The following is an 18,946-nucleotide window of genomic DNA, read 5'->3' as shown; positions in this document are numbered from 1 at the left end:
CCTTCGCACGGCCGGGCGGGACTGACGACCATGCCCCAGTTCCAGACTCGCGTTTTGCGCGCGGGTGCCGTCAGCACCGAGCGGGTCGAGGCGCCCGACCGTGCCGCCGTGGCCGCCGTGCTGGGCGTCGCGCCCCAGCATGTGCTGGAAGTGCGCGAGATCGCGAACACCGAGAGCCCGCGCCCCTGGCGGCGCAGCAGCAAGTTCCCGCTGCAGCTGTTCAGCCAGGAGCTGGCCGTGCTGCTGGACGCCGGCATCGCCCTGCTGGAAGCCCTGAATACGCTGCGCGAGAAGGAAGGCCAGCCCGGCGTGCGCGCGGCCCTGGACGCCGTCATCGGCCAGATCGAGCAGGGCCAGCCGCTCTCGGTCGCGCTGCGCCAGCAGCCCCAGGCTTTCGATGAACTGATCTGCGCCATCGTCGCCGCCAACGAGAAGACCGGCCAGCTGTCCACGGCCCTGGCCCAGCATGCGCGCTATCTGGCCTGGGTCGACGCGCTGCGCTCGCGCCTGGTCGCCGCCCTGGTCTATCCGCTGATGCTGCTGGGCGTCGGCGGCGCCGTCATCCTCTTCCTGCTGCTCTATGTGCTGCCGCGTTTCGCCGGCATCCTGGAGGCCACCAGCGCCGACCTGCCCTGGGCCTCCCGCGTGCTGATCGAATTCGGCCAGACGGCCGGCGCCCATCCGGGCCTGGTCATCGCCGGCATCGCGGGCGTCGGCTTTGCGGTCTACGCGTTGCTGCGTCAGCCCGTCGTGCGCCAGCGCGCCCAGGCGGCCATGTGGACCCTGCCGGGCCTGGGCCCGCGGCTGCGCGTGCTGGCCCTGGCGCGGCTCTACCGCTCGCTCGCCATGCTGCTGGCCTCGGGCGTGCCGGCCCTGTCGGCCTTGAAGATCGTCGTCGACGTCGTGGCCGCGCCCTGGCGGGCCGCCGTGCAGGCCGCCGCCGCCCAGATCGAGCGTGGCGAGCGCCTCTCCGCCGCCTTCGATGCCCAGGACCTGGCCACGCCGGTCGCGCGCCGCATGCTGCGCGTGGGCGAGCGCAGCGGCGAGGTCGCGGCCATGTTGGAGCGCGCCGCCGCCTTCCATGATGAAGAAGCCGCGCGCCTGACCGACCTGCTGTCGCGCCTGGTCAACCCGGCGCTGATGCTGATCATGGGGGTGTTGATCGGCGGGATCATCGTGCTGATGTATCTGCCCATTTTTCAGCTGGTGGAGCAGGTCCAATGACGACCACCCTGGCGGACTGGCTGCCGGCCGAGCAGGGCCCCTGGCACCTCGACTTCGAGCAGTGGCCCCAGGCCCAGGCCCAGCGCTGGCGCGCCGTGCTGGCCGTGGGCGCCAACGACAGGCGCGTGCTGCTCGCCGAGCGCGACGAAGACGCCATGCTGCTGCAGAGCGTCGAGGTGCGCCTGAACGCGCCGGTGGGCTGGCAGCGTGCCTCGGCCGAGGCGGTGACGCATTTCCTGGGCGCCGGCGAGGCGGACTTCCGTGCCCTGTCTGACGTCGAGGATGCACTGACCGCGGTCGAGGATCACACCGAGGAGCTGTCGGCCCTGGCCCTGAGCGAACAGGCCAGCCCGGTGGTGCGCCTGCTCAACGCCACCATCTACGACGCGCTGCAGGACACCGCGTCCGACATCCACATCGAATGCACGGCGCGCGGCGCGGTGATCCGCTTCCGCGTCGACGGCGTCATGGCCGTGGTGCGCCAGGTCGAGAGCCCGCAGGTGGCCGAGCAGCTGGTGTCGCGCCTCAAGGTCATGGCCGAGCTGGACATCGGCGAGCGCCGCCTGCCCCAGGACGGCCGCTTCAAGCTGCGCGTGCAGGGCCGCGAGATCGACTTCCGCCTCTCCGTCATGCCCAGCGTCTTCGGCGAGGACGCCGTCATCCGCATCCTGGACCGCGCGGCCATCGCGCGTGCCGGTTCGCTGACGCTGGACTCCCTCGGCTTCGACGACGACGAGCGGGCCGCCATCCGCCACCAGGCCCGCCAGCCCCACGGCATGCTGCTGGTGACCGGCCCGACCGGCTCCGGCAAGACGACCACGCTGTACGCGACGCTGGCCGAGATCCACACCGGCGCCGACAAGATCATCACCATCGAAGACCCGGTCGAGTACCAGCTCAGCGGCGTCGTGCAGATCCCCGTCAACGAGAAGAAGGGCCTGACCTTCTCGCGCGGCCTGCGCTCCATCCTGCGTCACGACCCCGACCGCGTCATGGTCGGCGAGATCCGCGACGCCGAGACCGCCCAGATCGCCGTGCAGGCCGCGCTGACCGGCCACCTGGTCTTCAGCACCGTGCACGCGAACAACGCGTTTGATGTCATCGGCCGCTTCATGCACATGGGCCTGGACCTCTACAACGTCGTCTCGGCCCTGAACGCCGTGCTGGCCCAGCGCCTGGTGCGGCTGACGTGCAAGCACTGCGCCCGGCCTTTCACGCCCGATGCCGCCACGCTCGCAAGGCACGGCGTCATCAACGGCAACTTCCTGAAGGGCGAGGGCTGCGGCCACTGCCGCGGCACCGGCTACAAGGGCCGGCGCGCCGTGGCCGAGCTGCTCAAGCTCGACGACGGCCTGCGCGACCTGATCGCGGCGCGCGCGCCCATGTCCGAGATCAAGGCCGCGGCCAAGGCGCGCGGCATGAAGTCGCTGCGCGAGATGGCCTTGGGCGCCGTCTGCCGCGGCGAGACCACCTTCGAGGAGCTGGAACGTGTCACCCTCGATGAGTGAGCGCCTTCGCCAGCAATTGAGCGCACGCCTCGCCAAGCCGCGGCGCGTCTTCGTCACGCCCGGCGGCGACGAGTTCGTGGCCTGGTGCCGCGACATGCCCGGCACGGCCGTCGAGCTGGTGGTCAGCGCCCGCGCGCTGCACGAGCTGGTCGTCGAACCTGGCCTGCCTCTGGCCGACCTGGACGCCGTGCAGGCCTATGCCCAGCAGCAGTTCGCCCATTACTTCGGCGCCGCCGCGCAGCGCTATGCCATCGCGCCGTGGAAGCTCGGCGACGCGGCCGGCGCCTCGGCCCTGCATGGGCTGGACCTGGCGGCGCTGCGCAGCCAGGCCGATGCGGCCAATGTGCGTCTCGCCGCCGTGCGTCCCGCCTGGGCCGCCTGGCTGGCCTCCCTGCCTGCGGCCACGCGCGCCGGCACGGGCCGCGTGGTCTGGCATGAGGGCGAAGTCGCCGTCGTCATCCAGCTCGACCGCGGCCGCGTCGTCGGCCTGCAGTCGCGCCGCGTGCAGCAGCTCGCCGACCTCGGCGGCGATGCGCCGCTGGCCGTCGGCACACCCGACAGCGATCTGCTGCCCCAGGCCGGCCCCGCCACGCCGCAGCCCGACTTCCTGCCGCGCAGCGGGCGCTCGCCCCTGGCCTGGCCGCTGGCTGCCACCGGCGCCCTGGTGCTGGCCACGGCCGCCTGGAGCGCTGTCGACAGCCATCGCGCCCTCGGCATCGCCCAGGCCGCGCGTGACCGCGTGACGACGCTGCGCCCGGCGCCTGTGGCCAAGCCTGCCGCGCGCAGCGCCCGCGCAGAGCCGGCCGAGAACCGCTCGGCCCTTGAAGCCCGCGCGCTGCTGGCCATGCCCTGGGAGCCGCTGCTGACCCGCGTCGAAACCAGCGGCGCCGAGGCCAAGAGCATTGCCTGGCTGGGCCTGGACGCCAGCGCCGGCCGCGGCGAGCTGCGCCTCGAAGGCCTGACACCCGACAAGCTGCTGGCCTTGCAGCTGGCCGAGCAGCTCGGCACGACGCCGGGCTGGCGCCAGGTCGTGCTGTCGCGCTTCTCGGCGGCCGAGACCGGCCTCACCGGCCAGCGCTTCGAGATCAATGCCCGCGTGGCGACCGGAGGCGGCTCTTGAACCGCGCCGCCCTGATCAGGTCCCTGGGCTGGCCCGGCCTGGCCGGCCTCGCCGCGCTGGCGCTGGCCGTCGGTGCCGTCGTGCTGAGCCAGCGCTGGGACGCGCAGGCCGCGAAGCTGCAGGCCGAGGCCCGCGAGCTGCGCAGCAAGGCGCGGCCGGCCGTGGCCGCCGCCGCACCGCTCAATGTGCAGCAATGGCAGGCCACGCTGCCCGCAGCCAGCAGCCGCCAGCAGCGCCTGGCCGACCTGCTGGAACTCAGCATCCGCCTCGACCTCAACGGCGCGCGCACCGAGCATCGCCTGTCCAGCAGCGAGGGCCTGGAGCGGCTGCGCGTGACCATGCCGGTGACGGGCAGCTATGCCCAGCTGCGCCGCTTCATTTCGGCGGCGCTGGCGCATGACCCGGCCCTGAGCCTGGATGCCGTCAAGCTGCGCCGCACCAGCCCGATGAGCGCTGAGGTCGATGCCGAGCTGCAGTGGTCGCTGCACGGGAGGTCCGCGCCATGATCCAACGGCGCCAGCTCCTGCTCGGTGGTGCCCTGGTGGCGACGCTGGCCGCGACCGCCTGGGTGGCTACGCGTCCCGAGGACGAGGCCGTGACCGCCGTGGCGGCGCCGGCGCGTCGGCCCGCCTCGGCGGCATCGGCCGTGGCCGCCGCATCCGCGCCGACCGTGGCCGGCCGCCAGCCCTGGGCCGAGGCGCCCGACGCCCAGCTGTCGGCCTGGCAGCCCCCGCCGCCACCGCCTCCACCCCCCGCGCCGCCGCCCGTTGCGGCGCCACCGCCTCCGCCGCCCGTCGCACCGCCGGCGCCCTACCAGATGATCGGCCGCGTCGTCGAAACCGAGGCTGGCAAGCCCGTCGAGGTGGCGCTGCTGAGCGGCCCGAACAAGGCCCTGAGCGCCAGGCGCGGCGACGTCATCGACGGCCAGTGGCGCGTCGAGCAGGTCTCCGACAGCGGCGTGCGCCTGACCTGGCTGCCCGGCCAGCTTCCCCAGAACATCGTCTTCAGGCCAGTCCCATGAAGCAGCTCCTCATTCTTTTCAGCGTCGTCCTGCTTGCGGCCTGCGCCAACCCCGCGCTGCGCCAGGCCGAAGACCTCGGCCGCGGCAACCAGTGGCCGGCGGCCCTGCGCGTGCTGGACGACGCCCTCGCCAAGGACCCCACCAACCCGCAGCTGCGCGCCGCCCAGGTGCGCGCCCGCGAGCAGGCCTCGGCCCGCCTCATCCTGCAGATCGAGGCCCTGCGCGGTGCCGGCCGCTGGGACGAGGCTTCGGCCCTGCTGAGCCAACTGGCCCTGGCAGACAGCAAGCACCCGCGCCTGGCCGCGCTGACGACCGAGGTCGAGCGCAGCCGCCGCCAGGACGCCCAGCTGGCGACGGGCCGCGTCGCGTTGAAGGAAGGCCGCCTGGAGCGTGCCGAAGCGGTGGCCCGCGAGATCCTGGCCGAGTCGCCCCAGCATCCGGGCGCCCGCCTGCTGGCCAGCCAGATCGCGCAGGCGCGGCCGCTGGAGACGGCGGTCGGCGAGCTGGGCGCGGCCTTCCAGAAGCCGGTCACGCTGGAGTTCCGCGAGGCGCCGCTGCGCCAGGTCTTCGAGGCCCTGTCGCGCAGCAGCGGCGTCAACTTCGTCTTCGACAAGGACGTGCGCGCCGATGCCCGCGTGACGGTCTTCCTGCGCAGCGTCACCATGGACGAGGCCATGCGCGTCATCCTCGGCACCCAGCAGCTGGACCGCAAGCTGCTGAACGAGACCTCGGTGCTGATCTTCCCCAACACCGCCGCCAAGCAGCGCGAGCATCAGGAGCTGATCACCCGCACCCTCTACCTGACCAATGCCGACGTGAAGCAGGTCCAGGCCATGGTGCGCACCATCGCCAAGGTGCGCGACATCCATATCGACGAGCGCCTGAACCTGCTCATCGTGCGCGACACGCCCGAGGTGCTGCGCCTGGTCGAGAAGCTCATCGCCTCCGTCGACCTGCCCGAGCCCGAGGTCATGCTCGAAGTCGAGGTCATGGAGCTGGCGACCGACCGCGTCGACGAGCTGGGGCTGAAGTGGCCCGAGCAGGCCCAGCTGGGCATCAGCGATGCGCTGGGCAACATCCCGCCGACGGTCTTCGTCGGCGGCAAGAACCCGATCAACTTCCGCGCCAGCATCGCCAATCCCGTCGTCGTCGCCACGCTGCGCGGCACGGCCGGCAACTCCAACATCCTGGCCAATCCCAAGATCCGCGTGCGCAACCGTGACAAGGCCAAGGTCCACATCGGCCAGAAGCTGCCGGTGTTCACGACGACGACCAACTTCACCGGCTCGACCTCGGTGGCCGCCTCGGTCAGCTACCTGGACATCGGCCTCAAGCTCGACGTCGAGCCCACCATCCAGCTCGACAACGACGTCGTCATCAAGGTCGGCCTGGAGGTCAGCAACCTGATCCGCCAGGTCACCGGCCCCGGCGGCACGACGGCCTACGAGATCGGCACGCGCAACACCTCCACCGTGCTGCGCCTGGCCGACGGCGAGACCCAGGTGCTGGCCGGCCTCATCAACGACGAGGACCGCAAGGCCGCGACCGGCATCCCGGGCCTGTCCAGCATTCCCGTGCTGGGCCGCCTGTTCGGCACGACGACGGACACGCGCAACAAGACCGAGGTGGTGCTGCTGATCACGCCGCGCGTGGTGCGCAACCTGGCCGTGCCCGATGCGTCCCTCACGCGCCTGGCCAGCGGCACCGACGCCAGCCCCGGCGCCTTCTCCAGCCTGCTGCGCCGCGAGGCCAGGGTGGGCGTGGGGCCGAGCAGCGGTGGCGGTGCAGGGCCCGCGCCCGCCGCCCCGACCCAGCCCGCGGCCGCCCCCGCCGAGGCCTTGCTGAAGCTGGACGTCACGCCGCAGATTCCCGCCGGCGGTACGGTGTCGGTGGCCATGAAGAACGAGAGCGGTTTCTCCGTCAAGGGCGAACTGGAGTACGACGCCAGCCGCCTGCAGCTGGCGCAGAACCAGCCCGGGGCGACGCCCGGCCGCGTGCCGATGGAGCTGGTGCCGCGCGGCGAGCGCATCGTGGTCTTCCGCGCCCTGCCCACCGCCAGTGGGCAGGTGACGTCGGTGTCGGTGTCCGGCCTGAGCGCCAGCGGCCTCAACGGTGAATCCCCGGCCGTGCGCCTGGAAGGCAGCGGCCTGGTCAGCGTGGAGGCGGCGCGCTGAGCGACGTCATGACGATGCGCATGCGGGGCTTCACCCTCATCGAGATGCTGGTGGTGCTGGCCATGATGGGCGTGCTGGCGGCGGCGGCGCGTCCGCTGCTGGAGGTCTCGGTCCAGCGCGCCCGCGAGCATGAGCTTCGGTCCGCGCTGCGCAGCCTGCGCACGGCCATCGATGCCTACAAGCGCGCGGCCGAATCCGGCAGCATCGCCCGCGCCCCCGATGACAGCGGCTATCCGCCCCATCTGCGCGCGCTGGTCGACGGCGTGCGCGACGCCAAGTCGGTGGAGGGGCGCAAGCTCTATTTCCTGCGCCGCCTGCCGCGCGACCCGTTTGCCGATCCGGCGCAGCCGCCAGAGCTGACCTGGGGTCTGCGCTCGGCCGACAGCCCGCCCGATGAGCCTCGCTCGGGGCGCGACGTGTTCGACGTGTATTCGCGCTCCGAACGCCGCGCCCTCGACGGATCGAAGCTGGGCGACTGGTGAGGAGCGGCACGATGATGCATGCCCGCCCCGCCCCCCGCAGGCCGCGAGGCTTCACGCTGATCGAGCTGATCGTCGTGATGGCCATCGTGGGCCTGCTGGCCTCCATCGCGGCGCCGCGCTATTTCAACAGCCTGCAGAAATCGCGCGAGACGGCGCTGCGCGCCTCCCTGACCGTCATGCGCGACGCCATCGACCAGTACGCCGCCGACAAGGGCCGCTATCCGGATGCGCTGGGGGACCTGGCGGCCGCCCGCTACATCCGCGAGATTCCGGAGGACCCCATCAGCGGCAGCCGCGACGCCTGGGTGACGGTCGCGCCGCCCTCGGATGCCCTGGCGACCGGGCAGGTGTGGGATGTCCGCAGCGGCGCGGCCGGCCGCGCCAGCGACGGCCGGCTCTACGCGGACTGGTGAGCCATGCGCGCAGGCAGGAGAGCACGTCAGAACCAGGGACGGGGTTTCACCTATCTCGGCATGCTCTTCTTCGTGGCCCTGACCGCCGCCGCCCTGGCGGCCCTGGGCCAGGCCTGGGCCACCGCCGCCCAGCGCGAGAAGGAGCGTGAACTGGAGTGGCGCGGCGCCGAGATCGCCCGCGCGATCGCGAGCTATGCCAAGGTCGGCTCGACGCCGGCCAGCCAGTACCCGCGCAGCCTGGACGACCTGCTGGTCGATCGCCGCAGCGTCAACCCCCGCCACCACCTGCGGCGCGCCTATGTCGACCCCTTCACCCTGCAGGCCGACTGGGTCCTGATCCCCGAGCCCTCACAGCCGGGCCGCTTCAACGCGGTGCGCAGCCGTGCCGAGCAGGCCTTGCTGCGGGAAATCCAGCAGGACGGCAGCACCGCCCGCAAGGCCTCGGAGCGCATCTTCGCGGCGAGCGCCTATGCCGATGGCGCGGTGCCGGCCGCGCCCGCGTCCGCACCCCAGCCCGCCAGCGCTGTGCACTAGCACGTCAAGAGCGCCGACGGCAATCGCGAAAAGCCGGACAAACCCTGTCCCCCCATGCCTAGAGGGCGGGCAACTGTGGATGTTCGTCAAGGGTGCCATCACGAGAATCGATCGCTCACGCTATCTCGGCGCTGGATATCGGTCTTTTTCCGCATCGCAAGGCCTGTTCCGTCACCGCATAGCGCCCGAATCGCTTCGGCGTATTGATCCGAAAACCCTTGGAACACGAGCAGCACACCATGAAAAAGATCTTCCATTCGGCGTTGGGCCTCGCAGCAAGCCTGGCATGTTCGGTCGCCATGGCCGGCGCTGGCACCATCACCTTCAATTCGGCCATCCCGAACATCATGACCAACGGTGATGTGACGACGGATGACGCCGGCGTGATCACCACCCTGGGCCAGGGCGGTTTCGACGGCTCCATCGGCGACTACAACAGCTGCTTCATCGCCGTCTGCCCCGGTGGCAACGGCTCGCAGTTCTACTCCGCCTTCAACGATGGCGGCCTGAACGTCACCCTCGCCGGCGGCGGCGGCCTCAGCATGACCGGCCTGGATTTCGGCTTCATGCTGCCGGTGGGCATGGCGCTGAACTTCAGCGTCGGCAAGCTGGTCGTGACCGGCATCGACGGCCTGGGCGTCGAGACGATCATCTCGCAGGACTTCTCCCTGCAGGATCCCCAGGGCAACTTCAACTTCAGCCACTGGGATTTCGACGCCGGCTTCGCCAGCACCTGGTTCAAGTCGGTCACGATCTCCAGCTGCCTCTATGACGGCAACAACAACTGCGTGAACCCGGCCGAAAACCAGGCCCAGTTCGCCGTCGACAACATCGGCTATGTGCCCGAGCCCGCCACGCTGGCCCTCGTCGGCCTGAGCCTGGCCGGCATGCTGGCCGCCAAGCGTCGCCGCGCGGCCTGATTCGTCGCCGCCGCCTTTTTCTTCCATCCGTCCTATTGCCACAAGCAAGTCAGAGGAACCCCCCAATGAAGTCCAAGAGAACGCTTCGGCCCGCATCGCTGGCCGCCATGATGCTGTTGGCTGGCATGGCTACCGCCGCCAGCGCGCAGGAAGTCCGCCGCCCCTACATCGTCCAGCTCGTCAACGCGCCGGCCGCCGCCTACGGTGGCGAGGTCTCCGGCTACGCGGCCACCAAGCCCGCCCAGGGCCAGCGTCTGGACATCAACGCCCAGCATGTCCAGGCCTATCTGAGCTACCTGGACAAGAAGCAGTCCGACGCCCTGGTCGGCATCGACCCGGCCAACATCACGGCCCGCTATGACGTCGTCCTGAACGGCTTCGCCGCCAACCTGACCGACGCCGAAGTGCGTTCGCTGAAGAAGAACAGCGGCGTGCTGAACATCGAGGCTGACGCCGTGCAGGTCCTGCACACCGGCTACACGCCCCACTTCATCGGCCTGGACGCGCCTGGCGGCCTGTGGAGCCAGCTCGGCGGCATGGGTGCCGCCGGCGAGAACATGATCATCGGCATGATCGACAGCGGCGTCTGGCCGGAAGACCTCAGCTTCGCCGACAAGGTCGATGCCAATGGCGTGCCGACGCATGACCCGGCCGGCACGCTGGTCTACGGCCCGGCGCCCGCCAAGTGGAAGGGCATCGGCTGCCAGATCAAGCCCGGCATCCTGGCCTCCAACTGCAACAACAAGCTGATCGGCATCCGCTCCTACACGCAGATCGCCGCTCCCAACGCGCTGGAATTCAACTCCGGCCGTGACGGCGTGCAGCAGGCCGGTGGCGGCCACGGCTCGCACACCGCCTCGACGGTGGGTGGCAATGCCGGCGTTCCCGCCGCCATCAATGGCATCGGTATGGGCAATATGTCCGGCGTCGCACCGCGTGCCCGCATCGCCGCCTACAAGGTCTGCTGGGCCATCGCTCCCGGTTCGAGCAGCTGCCCGAACAGCAACAGCGTCTCGGCCATCAACCAGGCCGTCAAGGACGGCGTCGACGCCCTCAACTACTCCATCGGCCCGAACACCGGCGGCGGCACCTTCACCGATGCCACCGCGGTCGCCTTCCTGAATGCGACCAATGCCGGCGTCTTCGTCGCCGCATCGGCCGGCAACTCCGGCCCGAACACCTACCCGACGGCCAACCTCGGCCCCTGGAACGCGACGGTTGCCGCGTCCACCCATGACCGCACCGTCGGTGCCGTGGCCCACACGGGTGCCGGCGCTGACTACGTCGGTGCCTCGGTGAACCAGACGCCGGTTGCCAGCACCTCGCTGATCACGTCGACGGATGCCGCCGCGGCCGGTGCCGACCTGAGCCTGGCCGACCTCTGCTACGGCGCCGCCGACGGTGCCGTGACGCTGGATCCCGCCAAGGTCACCGGCAAGATCGTGGTCTGCACGCGCGGCGTGTCGGCCCGTATCAACAAGAGCCTGGCCGTGCAGCAAGCCGGCGGCATCGGCATGATCCTGGCCGACAACGGCGTGGGTCTGGTGGCTGAAGTGCACTCGGTGCCGACCATCCACATCGATGCGGCCAATGGTGCCGCGGTCAAGGCCTATGCCAACGGCAATCCCGCCGCCACCGCCTCGCTGGGCATCGCCCAGGCCCGCTTCGGCGATGTGCTGGCCCCCAAGATCGCCGGCTTCTCGTCGCGCGGTCCCAACGTGGCCGACAACAACATCCTGAAGCCCGACCTGGCCGCGCCCGGCGTGGACATCGTCGCCGCTTATGGCGCCTCGATGAACGCTGCCGAAGTGACGGCCCTGAAGGCCGGCGGCACGACGACCAAGACCGGTGTCAGCATGATCTCCGGCACGTCCATGGCCAGCCCGCACATCGCCGGCCTGGGCCTGCTGCTGAAGCAGCTGCACCCGACCTGGTCGCCCGCCGCCATCAAGTCCGCGCTGATGACAACCGCCGGCGACACCTATGACGACGGTGTCAACCTGCCGCTGGCCTGGAGCGCCACCGCCAACGCCAACGGCCGCCTGCCCTGGGCCCAGGGCGCGGGCCAGATCGTGCCGATGAAGGCCGCCGATCCGGGCCTCGTCTACGACGCCGGTGCCATCGACTACGCACGCTTCAGCTGCGGCCTGAACCTGGGCCTGTACTCGGCAGCCACCTGCGCCGCCATCGGCTCCATCACGCCGCAGAACCTGAACCTGCCCTCGCTGACGGCCGCCAGCGTGCTCGGCGTGCAGACGCTGACCCGCACGGTGACCAACGTCGGTGCCTCCACCAGCACCTACAACGCGTCGGCCGCGATGAATGGCTTCGACGTCCTCGTGACGCCGGCCCAGCTGACGCTGGCTCCGGGTGCCTCGGCCAGCTTCACCGTCAAGCTGACCCGCACGACGGCCCCGCTGGACACCTGGGCCTATGGCTCGCTGCTGTGGTCGGACGGCGTGCACAACGTGCGCAGCCCGCTGACGGCGCGCGGCACGGCCCTGGCCGTGCCCAGCGTCATCACCAGCGAAGCTGCCGGCGCCAGCAAGGCCTTCACGATCGGCACCGGTTTCGCTGGCCCGATGGCCGTCGACAAGGGCGGCCTGAAGGCGGCGACGCGTAACACGGACACGCTGACCGGCAACAACACCGGCACGGCGGCCACCATCTGCGCGGCCAACAATTCGCCGGCCGTCAAGGTGCGCACCGTGGTCGTTCCGGCGGACACGCTGGTCGCCCGCTTCCAGCTGTTCGATGCCGAAACCACTGGCGGCCAGCTGCCTGGCAAGCAGGACGACATCGACCTGCTGGTGCTCAACTCCGCCGGCGTGGCCGTCGGTGGCAGCCTGAACGGCGGCTCGAACGAGACTGTCACCATGCTCGCCCCGGCTGCTGACACCTATCGTGTCTGCGCGATCTCCTACGACACCCAAGGCCGTCCCTCGACGACCTACACGATGTCGAGCTGGGTCGTGACCAAGACCGACACCGGTGGCAACTTCAAGGTGCTGGCACCCGCGAACGCCTATGTCGGTGGCACCGCCTCGGCCGGCATGAGCTGGTCGGGCCTGGCCGCTGGCGCCCGCTACCTGGGTGCCGCGAGCTTCAAGGTCGGCGGCACGCCGCAGGGCATGACGCTGCTGGAAGTCAAGACCAACGACCCCATCCCGGTCGCGGTCAACTCCAAGCCGGCCAACCCGACGGCCGACTGATCGTCGCGAGACCAGGCACGCCTGCCCAGGTGTGCCAGCCCGAGGGCTGCAGCGCGAAAGCGCCGCGGCCCTTCTTTATTGGCGCCGCGATTTCAGTAGGGGCTGGATGCGGCCGGGCCGAAGCCCGGCTCGTTCAGGCTGCAACGCTGGGCGCGGCAGCTGGCGCCGGGGTCGGTGACCATCATGCAGTTGGACGACATGCGGCCGGCCTGGTTGTCCGCCTGGCGGCGCTGGGCATGCCGGGCCACGGCCTCCTTGAGCTGCTTCTCGTCGGTCCGCGCGGTGGACCAGGCCAGATAGCGCTCCGGCCCGCCGCAGGGCTTGGCGCCGACGGCGATGCTGCGGCATTGCGCGGCGCTGTCGCAGGCGGCGTCGCCGACCAGGGCGTCGATCTTCTGGGACAGCTGGGCGGCGGTGGCCGCCTTGTCGGCCGGCTCGGCCGCGCAACTGCACAGGCCCACCAGGGACAGCAGGCCGGCGGCGAGGAATCGATGGGGGAGCGATGGGGTGCGCATGCGCCGCATCTTGGGCGCTCGGCCTGCGGATGGCAAGGCGCGGCCGCTGCGTCTGGCAACAACTAGGATGCAGCCATGCGCGCCTTGTTGCCTCTGTTGCTCGCCCTTGCGGGACCGCCGCCCGCCGTGGCCCAGGAGGGCTGCCAACCTGCCAGTGAAGCGGTGCTGGCGCGGCTCAACAGCCTGCGCGCCCAGCCCCAGGCCTGCGGCGAGCGCCTCTGGCCCGCGGTGGCACCGCTGCGCGCCAACCCCGTGCTGGCCGATTCAGCGCTTCGCTATGCCCGCGAACTGGCCGTCCGCGACCGCATCGACCACGTCGGCGCCGCCGGCACCTCCTTGCGCACGCGGCTGCGCGAGTCCGGCTACCTGATGCGCTCGGCCGGCGAGAACCTGGCCGGCGGCCCCGAGACCCTGGACGAGGCCATGGCCCAGTGGCTGGCCAGCCCGGCGCACTGCGAGAACCTGATGGCGGCTGACTTCCAGGAGTTCGGCCTGGCCTGCGTGGCGGGGCCGGGCAGGCTGCAGCGCTATTGGGTGCTGCATCTGGCGGCGCCGGCGAAGGCGGCCAGGTAGGAGAGTGGCAGCTTGATGCCCTCTGGCCGAGTCCGCTGGCTGTCACTGGCCCTGGTCGTTCTGCTCGTCGGGCTGGGCCAGTGGCTGGGCTATCAGCGCGGGCTGGAGCCCAGCGCCGTGGAGGCATGTCGCCGCCATTGCCATCCCCTGCCTTCCAAAGTCGTCAGCGAGCGCAGGATTCCGAATGCGCCCGAAGGCTGGCGCAACTACCCCACCCAGGAGCGCTGTGTCTGTGGCTCCGGCTGAGCTTAGATCCAGCCCAGATCGATCGCCCTGAGCACCGCCTGCGTGCGGTCGCGCACGCCCATCTTGGAAAAGATGGCCGAGCAGTGGTTCTTGATGACGCCTTCGCTGTTGCCCAGCAGGCCGGCGATCTCGGTGTTGCTGCGGCCGCTGGCCACCAGGCGCAGCACCTGCAGCTCCTTGGGCGACAGCGGATCGGGATGATCGGCCGCCGTGAAGGCGCGTTCGCCGCCCTTGGCTTCCATGCGCGTCGTCAGCGACGGGCGCAGGGCGGTACCACCGGCGTGCACGTCGCGCAGGGCCTGGGCCAGGGTTTCGGGGCTGATGGCCTTGAGCAGGAAGCCGCGGGCGCCGGCGCGCACGGCCTCGTCGAAGGCGGCGGTGTCGTCGAAGGTGGTCAGCAGCACGGTCGGCAGGCGCAGGGCCCGCGCGGCCAGGGCGCGGATCAGGCCGATGCCGTCCAGGCGCGGCATGCGCATGTCGGACAGGATGACGTCGGGCATGTCCTCGGCCGCGGCGGCCGACAGCCATTCCAGCGCCTCGGCACCGTCGCTGGCCTCGCCGACGACGTAGAGCTCGTCGTGCAGGGCCAGCAGGCCCTTGAGGCCTTCGCGCACCAGTTGCTGGTCTTCCACCAGCAGGATCTTGATCACACCCATCGTGGACATCTCAACTCGATTCGGAATCCCGGGCTCGTGCGGGTCACGCACATCTGCCCGCCCAGTTCGGCCATGCGTTCGGCCATGCCCGAAAGACCGTTGCCAAAGCCCTCGGCGCGACCCGCGTGCCAGTTCGGCGCGCCGTGCCCATCATCGTCGATGCTGACGGCGACCTCATCCCCATCTCCCCGCAGTTCAACCTGCACGCGACGCGCTCCGGCATGACGAACGCTGTTGGTCACGCCTTCCTGTACACAGCGCAGCAGCGCATGGGCGGCGCGGGGCCCCAGGTCGCGGGCGGCGTCGTCCAGCGTCAGCTCGATGCGGGTGCTGGCGATGCCCTCGGCCAGGGCCTGCAGGGCGGCGGACAGGTCGATGCGCTGGGAGCTGCGCTGCTGGGAGACGGCCTCGCGCACGTCCGCCAGCAACTGGGCCGCCACGCCCTCGGCCCGGCTCAGGGCCTGGCCGGCGCCGCCGGAGTCCGTGCGGGCCAGCAGCGCGCCGCCGAGCTGCAGCTGCAGGTTGAGCGCCGTCAGGTGGTGGCCCATCAGGTCGTGCAGCTCCCGGGCGATCTGCATGCGCTCGCTGTAGCGCATCTGCTCGGCCAGCAGGTGCTCGCCGGCCATCTGCTCGGCCAGCACGGCCTGCAGCCAGCGGCGCTTCTCGGCCTCGGCGGCGGCCATGCGGCCCAGGCCGAAGGCCAGGCCGTGCAGGGCCAGCATGGAGGACAGCAGGCCGAACTGGTCCAGCCAGGCCGTGGCCTGGGGCACGGCGTAGATGGCCGTGTTCAGCAGCACCTGGGCGAAGCCGAAACCCAGGGCCAGGCGGGCCGGCAGCAGCACGGCGGCCAGGGCCGTGACGAGGAAGGGCAGGCCGGGCGTGACGCCGAAGGCCAGCAGGTCGACGAGCAGCAGCCAGGCCAGGCGCCGGTTCACGGTGACGACGCCGCCGCCCTGGCTGGCCAGGCGCCACATCAGCGCGACGAAGGCCAGCAGCAGGCCCACGCACAGCAGCAGCAGGCCGCGGTCGCTCGCGGCGCCGCCCGCCGCGCGCCAGCCCCAGGCCACCAGGCCGTCATAGGGCTCGGTGCGGGCGCCGAACAGGGCCGCGCCGGCGCTGACCAGCTCCATCGCGCAGACGACCAGGGCCGCCAGCCTCAGCACGACGCCGGGCTCGGCCAGGCGGGCGAGCAGGCGGTCGAACTTCGTCATGCCAGGGCTTGGGCGATGACGCCGCCGCCCAGGCAGACCTCGCCGTCATAGAGCACGGCGCTCTGGCCCGGCGTGACCGCCCATTGCGGGTCGGGGAAGCGCAGGGTCAGGTGGCCGCTGGCATCGAAGCCGACGCTGCAGGGCGCGTCGGCCTGGCGGTAGCGCGTCTTGGCGGCCGCCTCGGCCAGGGCGGGGGGGCGGCCGGCAATCCAGCTCAGGTCGTCGGCGAGCAGGGCCGGGCTCTGCAGCAGCGGGTGGTCGTGGCCCTGCACGGCGATCAGCGTGTTGTTCGGGATGTCCTTGGCGGCGACGAACCAGGGCCCATGCTCGCCACCGCCGCGCTGGGCGCCCTTGTCCTTGATGCCGCCTATGCCCAGGCCCTGGCGCTGGCCCAGCGTGTAGAAGGACAGGCCCACATGCTCGCCGAGCTTGCGGCCGCGCTCGTCCTTGATGGGGCCGGGCTGGTGGGACAGGTACTTGTTCAAAAACTCGCGGAAGGGCCGCTCGCCGATGAAGCAGATGCCGGTCGAGTCCTTCTTCTTGGCGTTGGGCAGGCCGATCTCGGCGGCGATGCGCCTGACCTCGGTCTTGGGCAGGTGGCCGACCGGGAACATGGCCTTGCTCATCTGCGCCTGGCTGAGGCGGTGCAGGAAATAGCTCTGGTCCTTCAGCGGGTCCAGGCCCTTGAGCAGCTGGAATTCGCCATCCACTTCGCGCACCCGCGCATAGTGACCCGTTGCGATCTTCTCGGCGCCCAGGCGCATGGCGTGGTCGAGGAAGGCCTTGAACTTGATCTCGGCATTGCACAGCACGTCGGGGTTGGGCGTGCGGCCGGCCTGGTATTCGCGCAGAAAGCTCTCGAAGACGCGGTCCTTGTACTCGGCCGCGAAGTTGACGTGCTCGATGTCGATGCCCAGCACGTCGGCCACCGAGGCGGCGTCCAGGAAGTCCTGGCGCGTCGAGCAGTACTCGTCGTCGTCATCGTCTTCCCAGTTCTTCATGAAGATGGCGATGACCTCGTGGCCCTGTGCTTTCAGCAGGTGGGCGGTGACGGCCGAGTCCACGCCGCCGGACAGGCCGACGACCACTCGATGTTTAGCGCGGTGCTTCTGATCTGCGGAACTCATGGAGGCGATTGTCCCAAATGGGCCATGGCCGGCGCGCCGTGCGGGCATGCCTACACTGCGCCGGTCCTCCCATGCGCGACTTCTTCGTCCTCCGTTTCCTGCTGCTGGCCTGCGGACTCAGCGTCGTCGCCCTCGCTCTCGTCTGGCTGCTGCGCGAGCCGCTGTTCCATGCGGTCCAGGCGCAATGCCTGGCGGGGGAATGGGTGGAGGCGGGCTCCAGCGGCCGCGGCTACGCGATCCTGCAGCTGCAGTACCGCTGGAACGGCAGGCCCTATCACAACGTCCGCACCTATGGCCCGCTGGATGACTCGCCGCGCTTGCGCGACACGCCGGCCGACGTCCAGCGCGGGCGTGACTGGGCCGCCACCGAGTGCCGGCCGCAACCCGCCTGGATCATGCATGGCCTGCCGTCGCTGGCCTGGTTCCACGATGCACGCAGCTGGGCGTCGCTGGTTGCGCAGATCGTGCTGCGCTGCCTGGGGCTGGCGCTGCTGGGCTCAGCCGCGTGGACGCTGCACCGCGCTAGCCGGCGAACAACTGCTCGGCGCGCTGGTAGAGCACCCAGGACGTCGCGATGAATTTGTCGCCGCCCTGGGGCCGGTTGCCGCGGTGGGTGTGGGTGAAGCCGCCCGGCGCGATCAAGAGGCTGCCGGTGCGCGGTTGGATCTTGCGGTCCTGGTAGAGGAACTCGGTCTCGCCCTCGCCGAACTCGTCGTTCAGGTAGATCGTCCACAGCACCGCGCGGTGCAGGGCCTCGCCCTCGTCCCGCTTGGGGTATTGCTCGCAATGCCAGTAGGGGTAGCCGCCCTGGTCGGCCGTGTAGCGCTGCAGATTGATGGCGCCGGGGCGGAAGACCTTGGCGACCAGGCCCATCAGCATCTCGTCGTTCAGCGCGGCGACGCCGTCGGCATCCAGCAGGGCCAGCGTGCCGTCGGGCCTTTGCATCTGCAGCTTCAGCGGCGCCAGGGCCAGGTGGGCGTAGCGGCGCAGATAGTGCCGGAAGCCCTTCAGCACGGCGCTGTTGAGCTGGGCGCAGGCGTCGGCCCATTCGGGATGGCGGCTGATGGCGATGTCCCAGCTGTCCTTCATGGCCAGGTCGACGCCGCTGCCGGTCTCGCCGCGCTGCAGGTGCTTGCTGGCCTGGAAGCGCTCGATCAGCGCGCGGCAGGCCTCGGGGCTCAGGGCCTGGTCGTAGACCTCAATGAAATCGGGCGATGTCATGCCCGCATTGTCAGCCGCCGCCCTGGCGCTTCAGCAGGGCCTGCAGCGTGGCCTGGCGCAGGGTCTCGAGCTCGCCGCTGGCCTGCAGGCGCTGCAGGGCGGCATTGAGCTTCTGGGCCAGGGCCGCGTGCCGCGCGGCCAACACATGGTGGACGGTGTGCTCGTCCAGCACCAGGTCCAGGCGCTGCAGGCCGGCGATGCCCGCGATGCCAACGGGCCTCTGGGCCGGGCTGCCGGCCAGTTCGCTGACGATGGCGACATCGGCCGCGTCGGTCGCCAGCAGCCGCCACAGCTCGCGCAGGCTACCGGCCTCGACGCGGTGCACGCCGGCCGGCATCAGCTGCTCCACGCGCACGATGCCGCGCAAATGGGCGACGCGCCAGCGCGGCAGGTCGGCCCAGCCCGTGATGCGCAGCGTCGGGTCGCGCGTGTAGGCACGCAGCTGCACCTGGCCCAGCGGCGTGGCCACGGCGATGACGCCGGGGTTGGCCTCCAGGTAGTCGCGCGCCCGGTGGGTGTTGGCATCGGTCTCGCCGCTGGCCAGCATCAGGCCGGCGCGCCGGGCGGGCAGGTCGACGAACTGCACGGGCTGGCCGGCGTCGGCGTAGAGGCGCGCCAGCACGGCTTCGCTGACGCCAATCAGCGGGTTGGTCGCGCGGTCCCAGCTGGCGATCTGCAGCGGCAGCGGCTGGGCCCCGGCACCCGCGGCCCAGCCCAGCAGGGCCAGGCAGGCGCTGCGGCGTCGGCAGGGGAATCGCAAGGGTGGATGCGGCATGTCGCGGGATTGTG

General features: G+C 70.9%; 20 protein-coding genes. 14 read left to right on the top strand and 6 right to left on the bottom strand.

The genetic code is table 11. The features are described from left to right. Positions 1 to 30: 30 nt before the first annotated feature. From AC07OY_RS10870 to AC07OY_RS10820, 11 genes are all read left to right on the top strand, one after another. A complete protein-coding gene (locus tag AC07OY_RS10870) occupies positions 31 to 1,224 on the top strand; it encodes a type II secretion system F family protein (RefSeq protein ID WP_495042586.1) in 1,194 nt (397 codons plus the stop codon). Continuing rightward, positions 1,221 to 2,732 (top strand): GspE/PulE family protein, encoded by a 1,512-nt coding sequence (locus AC07OY_RS10865; protein WP_495042585.1) that lies wholly within the window; start codon positions 1,221 to 1,223, stop codon positions 2,730 to 2,732. Before AC07OY_RS10870 ends, AC07OY_RS10865 begins: the two co-directional genes overlap by 4 nt. After that, positions 2,725 to 3,852: a hypothetical protein gene (locus tag AC07OY_RS10860; RefSeq protein ID WP_495042584.1), complete on the top strand. Its 1,128-nt coding sequence runs from the start codon at positions 2,725 to 2,727 to the stop codon at positions 3,850 to 3,852. The genes AC07OY_RS10865 and AC07OY_RS10860 overlap by 8 nt, the downstream gene beginning before the upstream one ends. Further along, positions 3,849 to 4,358, top strand: coding sequence for a GspMb/PilO family protein (locus AC07OY_RS10855; protein ID WP_495042583.1), 510 nt, complete (start codon positions 3,849 to 3,851; stop codon positions 4,356 to 4,358). Before AC07OY_RS10860 ends, AC07OY_RS10855 begins: the two co-directional genes overlap by 4 nt. Next, positions 4,355 to 4,873 carry a hypothetical protein gene (locus tag AC07OY_RS10850; RefSeq protein WP_495042582.1) on the top strand — a complete coding sequence of 173 codons (519 nt, stop codon included), beginning with the start codon at positions 4,355 to 4,357 and terminating at the stop codon, positions 4,871 to 4,873. Before AC07OY_RS10855 ends, AC07OY_RS10850 begins: the two co-directional genes overlap by 4 nt. Beyond that, positions 4,870 to 7,047 carry a secretin GspD/PilQ domain-containing protein gene (locus AC07OY_RS10845; RefSeq protein ID WP_495042581.1) on the top strand — a complete coding sequence of 726 codons (2,178 nt, stop codon included), beginning with the start codon at positions 4,870 to 4,872 and terminating at the stop codon, positions 7,045 to 7,047. The genes AC07OY_RS10850 and AC07OY_RS10845 overlap by 4 nt, the downstream gene beginning before the upstream one ends. 8 nt (positions 7,048 to 7,055) lie before the next feature. Further along, positions 7,056 to 7,529 carry a type II secretion system protein gene (locus AC07OY_RS10840; protein ID WP_495042580.1) on the top strand — a complete coding sequence of 158 codons (474 nt, stop codon included), beginning with the start codon at positions 7,056 to 7,058 and terminating at the stop codon, positions 7,527 to 7,529. Positions 7,530 to 7,540: 11 nt separating this feature from the next. Beyond that, complete coding sequence (locus AC07OY_RS10835) at positions 7,541 to 7,942, top strand: type II secretion system protein (RefSeq protein ID WP_495042579.1); 402 nt, start codon at positions 7,541 to 7,543, stop codon at positions 7,940 to 7,942. A gap of 60 nt (positions 7,943 to 8,002) precedes the next feature. Then, on the top strand, positions 8,003 to 8,476 hold the full coding sequence (locus AC07OY_RS10830; RefSeq protein ID WP_495042578.1) for a type II secretion system protein: 474 nt from the start codon (positions 8,003 to 8,005) through the stop codon (positions 8,474 to 8,476). Between the two features lie 239 nt (positions 8,477 to 8,715). Next, entirely contained in the window at positions 8,716 to 9,396 is a 681-nt protein-coding gene (locus AC07OY_RS10825) for an NF038120 family PEP-CTERM protein (protein ID WP_495042577.1), read from the top strand. A 65-nt stretch (positions 9,397 to 9,461) separates the two neighbouring features. Then, positions 9,462 to 12,608, top strand: coding sequence for a S8 family serine peptidase (locus AC07OY_RS10820; protein WP_495042576.1), 3,147 nt, complete (start codon positions 9,462 to 9,464; stop codon positions 12,606 to 12,608). A gap of 92 nt (positions 12,609 to 12,700) precedes the next feature. On the opposite strand, the gene AC07OY_RS10815 is transcribed toward AC07OY_RS10820, so the two are convergent. After that, the gene (locus tag AC07OY_RS10815; RefSeq protein WP_495042575.1) at positions 12,701 to 13,123 is read right to left on the bottom strand and encodes a hypothetical protein; all 423 of its coding nucleotides are present in this window, start codon (positions 13,121 to 13,123) and stop codon (positions 12,701 to 12,703) included. Positions 13,124 to 13,198: 75 nt separating this feature from the next. On the opposite strand from AC07OY_RS10815, the gene AC07OY_RS10810 reads away from it, so the two are divergent. Both AC07OY_RS10810 and AC07OY_RS10805 read left to right on the top strand, forming a co-directional pair. After that, on the top strand, positions 13,199 to 13,696 hold the full coding sequence (locus AC07OY_RS10810) for a CAP domain-containing protein (RefSeq protein ID WP_495042574.1): 498 nt from the start codon (positions 13,199 to 13,201) through the stop codon (positions 13,694 to 13,696). A 15-nt stretch (positions 13,697 to 13,711) separates the two neighbouring features. Then, positions 13,712 to 13,942 (top strand): hypothetical protein, encoded by a 231-nt coding sequence (locus AC07OY_RS10805; RefSeq protein WP_495042573.1) that lies wholly within the window; start codon positions 13,712 to 13,714, stop codon positions 13,940 to 13,942. 2 nt (positions 13,943 to 13,944) lie between these two features. On the opposite strand, the gene AC07OY_RS10800 is transcribed toward AC07OY_RS10805, so the two are convergent. Genes AC07OY_RS10800 through mnmA form a run of 3 tightly spaced genes read right to left on the bottom strand, consistent with a single transcriptional unit; the run spans position 13,945 to position 16,936 of the window. Continuing rightward, positions 13,945 to 14,607, bottom strand: coding sequence for a response regulator (locus tag AC07OY_RS10800; protein WP_495042572.1), 663 nt, complete (start codon positions 14,605 to 14,607; stop codon positions 13,945 to 13,947). After that, the gene (locus tag AC07OY_RS10795) at positions 14,589 to 15,809 is read right to left on the bottom strand and encodes a sensor histidine kinase (RefSeq protein WP_495042571.1); all 1,221 of its coding nucleotides are present in this window, start codon (positions 15,807 to 15,809) and stop codon (positions 14,589 to 14,591) included. Before AC07OY_RS10795 ends, AC07OY_RS10800 begins: the two co-directional genes overlap by 19 nt. After that, entirely contained in the window at positions 15,806 to 16,936 is a 1,131-nt protein-coding gene (gene mnmA, locus AC07OY_RS10790; protein WP_495042570.1) for a tRNA 2-thiouridine(34) synthase MnmA, read from the bottom strand. The genes AC07OY_RS10795 and mnmA overlap by 4 nt, the downstream gene beginning before the upstream one ends. 71 nt (positions 16,937 to 17,007) lie before the next feature. Between mnmA and AC07OY_RS10785 the strand changes: the two genes are divergently transcribed. Next, positions 17,008 to 17,514: a hypothetical protein gene (locus AC07OY_RS10785; protein WP_495042569.1), complete on the top strand. Its 507-nt coding sequence runs from the start codon at positions 17,008 to 17,010 to the stop codon at positions 17,512 to 17,514. Here AC07OY_RS10785 and AC07OY_RS10780 read toward each other — a convergent pair. Together AC07OY_RS10780 and AC07OY_RS10775 are read right to left on the bottom strand one after the other, a co-directional pair. Further along, positions 17,459 to 18,157, bottom strand: coding sequence for a 2OG-Fe(II) oxygenase (locus tag AC07OY_RS10780; protein ID WP_495042568.1), 699 nt, complete (start codon positions 18,155 to 18,157; stop codon positions 17,459 to 17,461). The two genes, AC07OY_RS10785 and AC07OY_RS10780, sit on opposite strands and share 56 nt — an antisense overlap. A 10-nt stretch (positions 18,158 to 18,167) precedes the next feature. Then, positions 18,168 to 18,917, bottom strand: coding sequence for a substrate-binding periplasmic protein (locus AC07OY_RS10775; protein WP_495042567.1), 750 nt, complete (start codon positions 18,915 to 18,917; stop codon positions 18,168 to 18,170). Positions 18,918 to 18,946 lie beyond the last annotated feature (29 nt).

The organism is Roseateles sp. GW821-FHT09H10 (assembly GCF_059415865.1).
Note: the sequence above shows the minus strand (reverse complement) of the source record. Positions and strands in the feature narration are given on the sequence as shown.

Bases quoted from the DNA above. Each gene is read 5' to 3' on its own strand.
- AC07OY_RS10870 (WP_495042586.1), top strand. From the start codon at position 31: ATGCCCCAGTTCCAGACTCGCGTTTTGCGCGCGGGTGCCGTCAGCACC.
- AC07OY_RS10865 (WP_495042585.1), top strand. From the start codon at position 1,221: ATGACGACCACCCTGGCGGACTGGCTGCCGGCCGAGCAGGGCCCCTGG.
- AC07OY_RS10860 (WP_495042584.1), top strand. From the start codon at position 2,725: ATGAGTGAGCGCCTTCGCCAGCAATTGAGCGCACGCCTCGCCAAGCCG.
- AC07OY_RS10850 (WP_495042582.1), top strand. From the start codon at position 4,355: ATGATCCAACGGCGCCAGCTCCTGCTCGGTGGTGCCCTGGTGGCGACG.
- AC07OY_RS10845 (WP_495042581.1), top strand. From the start codon at position 4,870: ATGAAGCAGCTCCTCATTCTTTTCAGCGTCGTCCTGCTTGCGGCCTGC.
- AC07OY_RS10840 (WP_495042580.1), top strand. From the start codon at position 7,056: ATGACGATGCGCATGCGGGGCTTCACCCTCATCGAGATGCTGGTGGTG.
- AC07OY_RS10835 (WP_495042579.1), top strand. From the start codon at position 7,541: ATGATGCATGCCCGCCCCGCCCCCCGCAGGCCGCGAGGCTTCACGCTG.
- AC07OY_RS10830 (WP_495042578.1), top strand. From the start codon at position 8,003: ATGCTCTTCTTCGTGGCCCTGACCGCCGCCGCCCTGGCGGCCCTGGGC.
- AC07OY_RS10825 (WP_495042577.1), top strand. From the start codon at position 8,716: ATGAAAAAGATCTTCCATTCGGCGTTGGGCCTCGCAGCAAGCCTGGCA.
- AC07OY_RS10820 (WP_495042576.1), top strand. From the start codon at position 9,462: ATGAAGTCCAAGAGAACGCTTCGGCCCGCATCGCTGGCCGCCATGATG.
- AC07OY_RS10815 (WP_495042575.1), bottom strand. From the start codon at position 13,123: ATGCGCACCCCATCGCTCCCCCATCGATTCCTCGCCGCCGGCCTGCTG.
- AC07OY_RS10810 (WP_495042574.1), top strand. From the start codon at position 13,199: ATGCGCGCCTTGTTGCCTCTGTTGCTCGCCCTTGCGGGACCGCCGCCC.
- AC07OY_RS10805 (WP_495042573.1), top strand. From the start codon at position 13,712: ATGCCCTCTGGCCGAGTCCGCTGGCTGTCACTGGCCCTGGTCGTTCTG.
- AC07OY_RS10800 (WP_495042572.1), bottom strand. From the start codon at position 14,607: ATGTCCACGATGGGTGTGATCAAGATCCTGCTGGTGGAAGACCAGCAA.
- AC07OY_RS10795 (WP_495042571.1), bottom strand. From the start codon at position 15,809: ATGACGAAGTTCGACCGCCTGCTCGCCCGCCTGGCCGAGCCCGGCGTC.
- mnmA (WP_495042570.1), bottom strand. From the start codon at position 16,936: ATGAGTTCCGCAGATCAGAAGCACCGCGCTAAACATCGAGTGGTCGTC.
- AC07OY_RS10785 (WP_495042569.1), top strand. From the start codon at position 17,008: ATGCGCGACTTCTTCGTCCTCCGTTTCCTGCTGCTGGCCTGCGGACTC.
- AC07OY_RS10780 (WP_495042568.1), bottom strand. From the start codon at position 18,157: ATGACATCGCCCGATTTCATTGAGGTCTACGACCAGGCCCTGAGCCCC.